Origin of the sequence: Methylobacterium sp. WL19, from assembly GCF_008040005.1 — a bacterium.
Taxonomy (GTDB): Bacteria; Pseudomonadota; Alphaproteobacteria; order Rhizobiales; family Beijerinckiaceae; genus Methylobacterium; species Methylobacterium bullatum.
This window is the reverse complement of the sequence record NZ_VRVC01000155.1, coordinates 1-10,548: the sequence shown is the minus strand read 5'-3', so window position 1 is coordinate 10,548 and position 10,548 is coordinate 1. Positions and strand designations below refer to the sequence as shown.

Annotated in this window: 8 protein-coding genes; 4 read left to right on the top strand and 4 right to left on the bottom strand. The window is 69.9% G+C overall.

Annotated elements, in window-relative coordinates; all coding sequences use genetic code 11:
• The 4 genes from FV220_RS22035 to bchF form a co-directional block, all read right to left on the bottom strand.
• Positions 1–2,325: magnesium chelatase subunit H (locus FV220_RS22035; RefSeq protein WP_147833224.1), on the bottom strand; the 2,325-nt coding region annotated here is incomplete at its 3' end.
• Positions 2,300–3,946, bottom strand: coding sequence for a ferredoxin:protochlorophyllide reductase (ATP-dependent) subunit B (bchB, locus tag FV220_RS22030; RefSeq protein WP_056148916.1), 1,647 nt, complete (start codon positions 3,944–3,946; stop codon positions 2,300–2,302). The genes bchB and FV220_RS22035, both read right to left, overlap by 26 nt.
• Positions 3,947–3,950: 4 nt before the next feature.
• Positions 3,951–5,234 carry a ferredoxin:protochlorophyllide reductase (ATP-dependent) subunit N gene (locus FV220_RS22025; protein WP_147833223.1) on the bottom strand — a complete coding sequence of 428 codons (1,284 nt, stop codon included), beginning with the start codon at positions 5,232–5,234 and terminating at the stop codon, positions 3,951–3,953.
• Positions 5,231–5,737 (bottom strand): 2-vinyl bacteriochlorophyllide hydratase, encoded by a 507-nt coding sequence (bchF, locus tag FV220_RS22020; protein ID WP_018043254.1) that lies wholly within the window; start codon positions 5,735–5,737, stop codon positions 5,231–5,233. Before bchF ends, FV220_RS22025 begins: the two co-directional genes overlap by 4 nt.
• Positions 5,738–6,181: 444 nt before the next feature.
• On the opposite strand from bchF, the gene FV220_RS22015 reads away from it, so the two are divergent.
• The 4 genes from FV220_RS22015 to FV220_RS22000 form a co-directional block, all read left to right on the top strand.
• Positions 6,182–6,925 carry a cobalamin-dependent protein gene (locus tag FV220_RS22015; protein WP_056148922.1) on the top strand — a complete coding sequence of 248 codons (744 nt, stop codon included), beginning with the start codon at positions 6,182–6,184 and terminating at the stop codon, positions 6,923–6,925.
• Positions 6,926–6,960: 35 nt separating this feature from the next.
• Positions 6,961–8,406 carry a transcriptional regulator PpsR gene (ppsR, locus tag FV220_RS22010; protein ID WP_056148924.1) on the top strand — a complete coding sequence of 482 codons (1,446 nt, stop codon included), beginning with the start codon at positions 6,961–6,963 and terminating at the stop codon, positions 8,404–8,406.
• A 103-nt stretch (positions 8,407–8,509) separates the two neighbouring features.
• Positions 8,510–9,433, top strand: a complete 924-nt coding sequence (chlG, locus tag FV220_RS22005) for a chlorophyll synthase ChlG (protein ID WP_056148926.1) — start codon at positions 8,510–8,512, stop codon at positions 9,431–9,433.
• Positions 9,433–10,548, top strand: a 1,116-nt coding sequence (locus tag FV220_RS22000; protein WP_147833222.1) for a BCD family MFS transporter, incomplete at its 3' end; no start/stop codon positions are given. The genes chlG and FV220_RS22000, both read left to right, overlap by 1 nt.

The following is a 10,548-nucleotide window of genomic DNA, read 5'->3' as shown; positions in this document are numbered from 1 at the left end:
GAGGGGGGCGCCCGCCACCAGGGCCTCGATGCCGGCGCGGTCGGGCTTCAGGCCGCCCGACGCGTCGGCCAGGGCGAGCAGCAAGTCGATCCGCTCCTCGGGGGGCGTGCCTTCCCCGACCACGTGCATCCCGTGCGGGATCAGAGTGTGTTCGAGTTCACTGAGTGCGAGGCCCAGCGCCAGGACCCTGCCGGACATGTCCCCGGACCAGGCCGGCTCGGCCGATGTCAGGTCGAGGGCGGAACCCTGCGCCTGGATCATCTGGCCGAGGTCGCGGCGCTCGGCTTCCGCCTCGGGCTCCAGGCCGCGCCAGCGCTCGATGGAAGCCTTGAGGTCGATGAGGCCCCGGTAGAGCCCGGCCTGGGTGAGACTCGGGGTGAGGTAGCTCACCATGGTGGCGGCCGAGCGGCGCTTGGCGATCATGCCCTCGGAGGGGTTGTTGGCGGCGTAGAGGTAGACGTTGGGCAGTGGCCCGATCAGGCGCTCGGGCCAGCAGGAATCCGACAGGCCGGTCTGCTTGCCGGGCATGAATTCGAGCGCCCCGTGGGTGCCGAAATGCAGAACGGCGTCGGCGCGGAAATCCTCGCGCAGGTACCGGTAGAAGGCGGAGAAGGCGTGGGTCGGGGCAAAGCCGCGCTCGAACAGCAGCCGCATCGGGTCGCCCTCGTAGCCGAAGCCCGGCTGCACGCCGACGAAGACGTTGCCGAACTGCGCGCCCAGCACGAAGATCTGTGAGCCGTTGCTGTTCTGGCGCCCCGGCGCCGGACCCCATTGCGCCTCGATCTCGGAGAGATGCCGCTCGCGCCGGACATGGTCGTCGGCCGGGATGCGGTGATGGACGTTGGCGCTGGTGCCATAGCGGGCGGCGTTGCCGGCCAGCACCGCGTTGCGCAAATCGTCGACGCTGTCGGGCACCGCGACGTCGTAGCCGTCGGCCTTCAGGCCCTTCAGGGTGTTGTGGAGGGACTGGTAGACCGAGAGGAAGGCGGCGGTGCCGATGCTCCCGGCATTGGGCGGGAAGCCGAACAGGACGATGGCCACCTTGCGCGCGGCCCTGTCCTTGCGGCGCAGGGAGACGAGGCGCTCGACACGGGCGGCGAGCATGTCGGCCCGCTCGGAATGGACGCTCATGTCTCGGGCATTGGCTCCGGGCGAGCGGCTGGAACGGCCGCCGAACACCATCGGCGCGGTGGCCCCGTCGAGTTCGGGGATCGCCACCATCATGGTGGCTTCCACGGGGGAGAGGCCGCGGTCGGAGGCCTCCCACTGCTCCACGGTCTGGAATTCGAGGGCGTGCGCGGCGAGGTAGGGGACGTCGAGGTCGCGCAGGGTGGTCTCGGCCGCGGCCGCGTCGTTGTAGGCGGGGCCGCCCACCAGGGAGAACCCGGTGAGCGAGACGAGGGCGTCGATGGCGGGCCGGCCGTCGCTCCGGAAGAACGCTTCCACCGCCGGACGGTTGTCGAGGCCGCTGGCGAAGGCCGGCACGACACTGAGCCCGCGCGCCTCGAGGGCGGCGATGACGCCATCGTAATGGGCGGTGTTCCCGGCAAGCACGTAGGAGCGCATCACCAGCAGGCCGACGCGGCCCTTCACCCCTGCGGACGGAACCGGCAGCCGCGAGGGATCCTCGCCGATCCGGCCCTTCATGCGCGGATGGTAGAGACCGGTCTCGGGGTAGCTCAGGGGCGCCGGCGCGGCGGCGATCCGGCGCCAGCTCTCGCGCGGCCCGGCGGCGTAGCGGCCGACGAGGAAGCGCACGAGGTTGGCGATGTTCTCGTCCGAGCCCGAGAGCCAGTATTGCAGGGTGAGGAAATAGGCCCTGACATCCTGGGCCGAGCCGGGGATGAAGCGCAGGATCTTGGGCAGCCGGCGGATCATCGCCATCTGGCGGGCGCCGTTGCCCTGGGCACCGGTCTTGCCGCGCAGCTTCTTCAGGAATTCGAGGGCGCCGCTTTTGGTGCCGTCCATGTCGAAGCGGTTGAGGCGGGTGGTCTTGACGATCTCGCTGGCCGAGAGGCAGCCGATCATCGCGTCGCAATGCGGGCGGCGGGCGAGCAGTGCCGGATGGATGGCGCGGACGTGCTCGTCCATGAACAGCATGGTGGAGACCACGATGTCGGCGCGGGCGATGTCGGCCTTGCAGGCGGCCAAAGCCGCCGGGTCGGTGTCCCATTCCGCCGCCGCGTGGAAGCAGAGCGTGAGCCCCGGCATCTCGTCGCGCAGCCTGTGGCGGGCGCGCTCCAGGGCGCTGGCCATGTGGTTGTCCATCGTCACGACGACGAGGCTGAGGGCGGGACGCTCAGCGTCCGAAATGCGCTTTGGCATCGTACAGCGTCTCGACGGTGATGAGGGGGAGCGCCCGCTCCCGGGCGAAGCGTTCGGTGTTGGCGCGGGCTTTGCCCCGCACGAAGAACGGGATTTTTTTCAGTTCTTTCTCGGCATCGGGAGCCCACGTGCTGTGTGCGGAACCGGAGCTCCCTCCCCCCTCTGCGGGGGAGGGTGCCTGCGGAGCAGGCGGGAGAGGGGGCGACCTCTCCGGAACTGGCGCTCCCCTCTCCCGACCCTCGCTGACGCGAGGGCCACCCTCCCCCGCAGAGGGGGGAGGTAGCGGCTGGTGACCGGGGCCGAGATGGGAGGGCGCGGCGTCGGCGTGGAACTCGGAATCCTCGCGGAACATGCCGAGCAGATGCTCTTCGAGCCCCATCATCAGGGGATGGACCCAGGTGTCGAACAGGACGTTGGCGCCCTCGAACCCCATCTGCGGCGAGTGCCGGGCGGGGAAATCCTGGACGTGGATCGGGGCCGAGATCACCGCGCAGGGCAGGCCCAGACGCTTGGCGATGTGGCGCTCCATCTGCGTGCCCAGCACCAGTTCGGCGGCGCTGGCCTGGATCGCCGCCTCCACCTCGAGGTAATCGTCGGTGATCGTCGCCTCGATGCCGTGGAGCGCCGCCTCGGCCCGGATCTCGCGGGCGAATTCGCGGGCATAGCTGCCGAGACCCACCACCTTGAAGCCGAGCTCGGTGGCGGCGATCCGGGCGGCGGCGAGGGCATGGGTGGCATCGCCGAAAACGAAGACGCGTTTCCCCGTGAGATAGGTCGAATCGACCGAGCGCGAGTACCAGGGTAGCCGCGAGGGCGCGCCGGACAGGACCGGGGCCGGATCGACACCGGCGACCGCCGCCACCTCCTCCACGAAGCGGATCGTGGCGGCAACGCCGATGGGAACAGTCTCGACCATCGGCTGGCCGAAGGTCTTTTGGAGGTGCTGCCCGGCGGCGCGCGCGATCTCGGGATAGAGCACCACGTTGAAATCGGCCTCGCCGAGGCGGCCGAGATCGGCGGGGCTCGCGCCGAGCGGCGCCACCACGTTCACGTCGACGCCGAGGGCGTCGAGAAGCGTCCGGATCTCCACGAGGTCGTCGCGGTGGCGGAAGCCCAGGGCCGTGGGGCCGAGGATGTTGCAGGACGGGCGCCGTCCGGCCTTCCCGACCGTCTCCGCCTTCGGGCCGCACAGGGTCCGCACCAGCCGATAGAAGGTCTCCGAGGCGCCCCAGTTCTCCTTCTTCTGGTAGGCGGGCAGGTCCAGCGGGATCACCGGGATCGGCAGGGCCAGGGCCTTGGCGAGACCGCCCGGATCGTCCTGGATCAGCTCCGCCGTGCAGGAGGCGCCGACGATCATCGCCTCGGGGCGGAAGCGCTCGTAGGCGGCAGCCACCGCGTCCTTGAAGATCGCGGCGGTGTCCGAGCCGAGGTCGCGCGCCTGGAAGGTGGTGTAGGTCACCGGCGGGCGGGCATCGCGCCGCTCGATCATGGTGAACAGCAAATCGGCATAGGTGTCGCCCTGGGGGGCGTGCAGCACGTAGTGCAGGCCGCGCATGGCGGTGGCGACGCGCATGGCGCCGATATGGGGCGGTCCCTCGTAGGTCCAGACGGTGAGCTGCATCGGGCTACACCTCCAGCCGGGTACGGCGGACGAGGGGGCGCGCGAACAGCTCGGCGAGGTCGCCGGCCTGGTCGTAGCCCTGGATCGGGGTGAACAGCAGCTCGATCGACCATTTGGTCGCGAGCCCTTCCGCCTCCAGCGGATTGGCGAGGCCGAGCCCGCAGACGGTGAGGTCGGGGCGGGCCTGCCGGCAGCGGTCCATCTGGTCGTCGAGGCTCTGCCCTTCCACGATCCGGGTGCCGCGCGGCAGCAGGGCCATCTCGCGGTCGAGATGCCCGCGATGGAGGTAGGGGGTGCCGACTTCCACCAGTTCGGCGCCCATCTCCCGCGAGAGGAAGCGCGCCAGGGGGATTTCCAGCTGCGAATCGGGAAAGAAGAAGATCCGGCGCTGCGCCAGCATCGCCCGGTAGGGGGCGAGCGCCTGCTCGGCCCGGCGCAGCCCCGGCGCGGTGGCGGCCTCGAACCGTCCGGCCGACACGCCGAAGGCTTCCGCCGCCGCCTTGAGCCAGCCCGTGGTGCCTTCGGCTCCCAGTGGGAACGGAGCGGCGAGCCGTGTGGCGCCCCGCTCTTCCAGCGCCCGCGCCGTGTCGGCGAGGAAGGGCTGGGCCAGGAGATAGCGGGTGTTTTCCCCGACAGGCGGCATCGCCCCGGCCCGGCGCGCGGGCAGGAACCTCACGGGGCCGATTCCCATCTCCGAGAAGATCCGGGCGAACTGGTCCTCGACCACGTCGGCGAGCGCGCCGACCACGAGGAGCGAGGTCTCGGCATTGGCCGCCTCGGCCGGCATCTCGGGCACGAGGGAGGCGAGGCAGGCATCCTCCCCTTGCGTAAAGGTGGTCTCGATGCCGCTCCCGGAATAGCTCAGCACCCGCACGTCGGGCGCGAGGCTGCGCGACAGCCTCTGGGCGGCGCGCGACAGGTCGAGCTTGATCACTTCCGAGGGGCACGACCCCACCAGGAACAGGAGCTTGATCTCGGGCCGGCGCGCCACGAGGCGGCCCACCACCGCGTCGAGTTCGTCGTTCATGTCGGCGAGGCCGGCGAGGTCGCGCTCGTCCATGATGGCGGTGGCGAAGCGCGGCTCGGCGAAGATCATCACCCCGGCGGCCGACTGGATGAGATGCGCGCAGGTGCGCGACCCCACCACGAGGAAGAAGGCGTCCTGGATCTTGCGGTGAAGCCAGACGATGCCGGTGAGCCCGCAGAACACCGCCCGCTGGCCGCGTTCCTGCCGGATCTCCAGGCCGTGCTCGTTCTCGAACGCCGTGACGGGAGCGTGGGCATTCATCGCGCGCCCTCCGTGAAGAGGACGGCGTGGGGCGACGCCTGCAGGCGGGCGGCCCGCAGCTTCAGCAGGAATTGCGCGGCGTTGACGGCGTAGGAGGCGTAGGCGGCCAGCGCCAGGAGCATCAGCCCCGTCGTGTCGAGGGCGCCCGTGGCCAGCGCCACGAGATAGGCGGTGTGGAGGGCCAGCACGAGCATGCTGACCATGTCCTCCCAATAGAAGGCGGGGGCGAACAGGTAGCGCCCGAAGACGTCCTTCTCCCAGATCGAGCCGGTGACCATGATCGCGTAGAGGACGAGGGTCTTGACCACGATGGAGGCGTTGGCGGCCGACGCGCCCTCCCCCGTCGCCAACGTGCGCAGGACGAGGCCGAGGCTGACGAGGAAGACCAGGAACTGGAGCGGCGCGAGGATGCCCTGAACCAGAGTCCAGGCGGAGGCGTCGCGCCGGGCGCGCTCGGCCGGCGAATAGAGAGGTCGTCTCGGCTGGCCTCCTCTTGCAGGCATCGGCTCCACCCCGTCTTGACCCGGCCCCGCATGGTCGGAGGCCCGTTGAGAGGGAGGTTAGGAACCCGCCGGAAGAGTGTCAAGCTAGCTTTACGTCGTTTTCATTTTACAGATTTGATGCAGAATAATGTGAGGGGCGGGATTGCCAAATCGTTGGTAACCGGTATCGTCATCGTCAAGGCCCGCTTGTAACCATTTTCATGTTGCTCGCAGCGTCAAAGGCATTCGCAAGTCGATGATGCGAAGTTCGACACTCAAGATCGAGCTGGATCAAGAAGCCGTCAGCAACATTGGGAGGTTCCAATGGATGACGTCAGTTCGCTTCGGGCGGCCTCGATGTTTGAGAGGTCGTCCAGCGAAGTCCATCCGCAACGTAATAATGCATTATATCCCGATCGACCGTTTCAGGATCGGAGCCCGGCTTGGGATCGTGACCTCGCCAGCGTGGTCGAAGCCGAGATCATCCCGCGGTTGATGCTGGCCCACCGGGCCGACCCCCGCTCCGAGCGTCCCGGCATCCTGCCGACGCCGGACCAGATCGCCGAATTCGCCGCCCTGGTGCTCGCGCCCGATTGCGACGATGTGGAGAGCCGGATCGTCGTCCTCATCGAGGACGGCCTCTCCCTGGACAGCCTGCTCCTCGACCTCCTCGCCCCCACGGCACGCCATCTCGGCCACCTGTGGGAGGAGGATCTCTGCGATTTCGCGGAGCTCACCATCGCCATGGGGCGCCTCCAGCGCATCATGCACGACCTCACAGCCCGGTTCCGCTCGGAGCCGGCGCCGGATCCGCACGGGCGCAGCATCTTCCTGATGGCCTGCCCGGGCGAGACGCACAGCTTCGGCCTCTCCCTCATCGAGCGGTTCTTCCGCGATGCCGGATGGGACGTCACGAGCGCGGCGCACGAGCTCCACCCCGACCCGATCCGGACCGCCCGCACGGGCTGGTTCGACGTGATCGGGGTGTCGCTCGGCTCCGAAACCCTCCTTCCGGCCCTCGCGAACATGGTGGCGGAGCTTCGGCGCGCCTCGCGCAATCCGTCGGTTCGTGTCATGGTCGGTGGGCCGATCTTCACCGAAAACCCCGACCATTCGGTTCTCGTCGGCGCTGACGCGACGGCGAGCGATGCCCGTCTCGCCATTTCCATTGCCGAGAGCTTGCTTGATCCGCGGGCCAGACCCTGCTGAAAGACCGGCTCGACGTCGTCACATCGTGGTGATCCTTGACCAGTCTGGCACTCCCTGCAGCGGCGGAAACGTTCGCAGCGCTTCGCAAAACCCTCGGTCCCCTCGATGCGGAGGCGGCCGGGCTCCTCGTCGCCGCGGCGACGGACCTCGCGTTGATCGTCGACGCGGACGGGGTCATCCGCGATGCGGCCTTCGGCAATGCCGATTTCACCGACGAGGGTTGCGAGACCTGGCTCGGCCAGCTCTGGGTGGACACCGTCACCGTCGAGAGCCGGCCCAAGATCGCCGCCCTCCTGCGTGACGCGGCCCCCGGCGCGGTCACGCGCTGGCGCCAGGTGAACCATCCCTCCGCCACGGGCATCGACCTGCCGGTGCGCTACTCGGCCATGCGCCTGGAGACCGGCGGCCCGGTGATCGTCATCGGCCGCAACCTGCGTGCGATGGCGGCGCTGCAGCGCAAGCTCGCCGAGACCCAGCAGGCGCTGGAGCGCGACTACCTGCGCCTGCGCGGCGCCGAGACCCGTTACCGCCTGCTGTTCCAGCTCGCCGGCGAGCCGGTCCTGGTGGTGGATGCCGCCACGCGCCGGGTCACCGAGGTGAACCCGGCCGCCGCCCGCCTCATCGGCCGCGTGGAGAAGCGCATCATCGGTCAGGACGTGGTGGACCTGTTCGATGCGGGCAGTACCCGCGAGCTCGAATCGCTCTTCGCCGGCCTGCGCGTGACCGGACAGGCGGGCGACCTCGTCGCCCGTCTCGGCAACGGTCGCGGCGAGACCCGCGTCGCCGCCTCGCTGTTCCGGCAGGAAAACGCCACCAGCGCCCTCCTGCGGCTGTCGGCCGAGCCCACCGACGCGGCCCCCCCGAGCCGGACCGGGGCCTCGGCCCTCGACGTGATCCAGAGCCTGCCGGAGGGCTTCGTCGTCACCGATCCGCAGCGGCGCATCCTCGCGGCCAACGCCGCCTTCCTCGATCTGGTGCAGCTCGCCACCGAGGAACAGGTGCGCGGCGAACCCCTCGACCGCTGGCTCGGGCGCGAGGAGACCGAGGCCGCCGCCCTGTTCTCGACCCTCGGCCATCACGGCTCCGTGCGCCACTACGCGACGAGCCTGCGCGGCGAGTACGGGTCGGTGGAAGAGGTCGAGGTCGCCGCCGTCTCGGTCCCGGGCGGCGGCCAGCCCTGTCTCGGCTTCACCATCCGCTCGACCCCCCGCCGCACTGCCGCCGCCCCCGGCGGGCGGGAATTGCCGCGGTCCGTCGAGCAGATGACCGAGCTGGTCGGGCGGGTCTCCATGAAGAACCTGGTGCGCGAATCGACGGACCTGATCGAGCGCCTATGTATCGAGGCAGCCCTGCGCATCACCCGCGACAACCGCGCCTCGGCCGCCGAGATGCTGGGCCTCAGCCGCCAAGGGCTCTACGCCAAGCTGCGCCGCTACGGGATCGGTGACCTCGACGGGCCGGATCTCGCCGACGACGAATGAGCCTCGGCGACGGGCGGCCTGCGTCCGACTGTCGCCCTTATTTGTCGGTCCAAGTGTAAATCAAACTTGACACGTCGAGGCGTCGGAACCTAGCTTCCACGTCATGGCAACGTCGGTCTCCCCCGCTCCTTCCGCCATCCGCGGACTGCCCGCTCCCAGCGCCTTGCTGGAGCTGTTGAAGCCGATCACCTGGTTCGCGCCGATGTGGGCCTTTGCCTGCGGGGTGGTCTCTTCCGGGGTTCCGGCGAGCGGGCACTGGCCGGTCATCGTCGCCGGGATCGTGCTCGCCGGCCCCCTGGTCTGCGCCACCTCGCAGGCGGCCAACGACTGGTACGACCGCCATGTCGACGCGATCAACGAGCCGAACCGGCCGATCCCGTCCGGCCGGATGCCCGGCCGCTGGGGCCTCTACGTGGCACTGGCCTGGACCGCCCTCTCCCTCTCCGTCGCGGCCGCCCTGGGGGTCTGGATCCTCTATGCCGCCCTGTTCGGGCTGGTCCTCGCCTGGATCTACAGCGCGCCGCCCTTGAGGCTGAAGCAGAACGGGTGGTGGGGCAACGCCGCGGTGGGGCTCTGCTACGAGGGCCTGCCCTGGTTCACCGGTGCCGCCGTGATGGCCGGCGCCCTGCCCGACCACCGCATCCTCACCGTGGCCTTTCTCTATTCCGTGGGCGCTCACGGCATCATGACCCTCAACGATTTCAAGTCGGTGGAAGGGGATGCGCGCATGAATCTCCGCTCGCTGCCGGTCCAGCTCGGGACCGACCGGGCCGCCCGCCTCGCCTGCCTCGTCATGGCCCTGCCCCAGCTGGCGGTGATCGCCCTCCTCTACGCCTGGGACCGGTCCGGGCATGCGGTCTTCGTTGCCGGCCTGCTCGCCGCGCAACTCGTCCTGATGTCCCGCCTGTTGAAGGATCCCCGCGGACGGGCGGCCTGGTACAACGGCACCGGCACCACCCTCTACGTGCTCGGCATGCTGGTGGCGGCCTTCGCCCTGAGAGCCATCGCGCAGCAGGGAGCCGCGTGATGGCGCCGACCTTGGGCTGGCTCGCCATCGTCCGCCTCGGCCTCGTCCAGACCGCTTTGGGTGCCGTGGTCGTCCTCATGACTTCGACCCTCAACCGGGTCATGGTGGTGGAGCTCGCCTTGCCGGCGATGATTCCCGGCGCCCTCGTGACCCTCCATTACGCCGTCCAGGTCCTGCGCCCGCGCTGGGGCTACGGCTCGGATATGGGCGGGCGACGTACGCCCTGGATCGTCGGCGGCATGGCCGCGCTGTGCCTCGGCGGCTTCGGCGCGGCGACGGCGACCGCCCTCATGGAAACCCATCTTGCCGCCGGCATCGCTCTGGCGATCCTGTCCTTCCTCACCGTGGGCATGGGGGCGGGTGCCGCGGGCACCTCCCTCCTCGTGCTCCTGGCCGGCGGCGTCGAGGCGCGCCGCCGGGGGGCTGCGGCCACCATCGTCTGGGTGATGATGATCGCGGGCTTTGCCATCACCGCGCCGATCGCCGGACATTTCCTCGATCCGTTCTCCGGCGCCCGGCTGGTGGCCGTGTCGGGCACGGTCTCGCTCCTCGCTTTCCTCCTGGCCGTGCTCGCGGTCGGCGGCATCGAGCCGGAGCGCGCTCCGTCCAGCCACGCGGAGGGCGCCCCGAAGCGGCCGTTCCGCGAGGTGCTGGCACGGGTCTGGTCCGAGCCGGCCTCGCGCCGCTTCACCGTTTTCATCTTCGTGGCGATGCTGGCCTACAGCGCGCAGGAACTCATCCTCGAACCCTTCGCCGGCCTCGTCTTCGCGATGACGCCCGGCGTCACCACCAAGCTCTCGGGTCTGCAGCATGGCGGCGTGCTCGCCGGCATGCTCACGGTGGCCGGCCTCACCATGGGGATCGGCGGCCCGTATCTCGGCTCGCTGAAACTGTGGACCGCCACCGGCTGCGCCGGTTCGGCCCTGGCGCTGGCGGGGATCGCCGGCGGCGGCCTCATCGGCCCGGACTTTCCCCTGCGCGTCGCGGTCTTCGCCCTCGGCCTGTTCAACGGCATGTTCGCTGTGGCCGCCATCGGCTCGATGATGGGCCTGGCGGGTGCCGGCGGCGAGGCCGAGCGCGGCACCCGGATGGGGGTCTGGGGCGCGGCCCAGGGC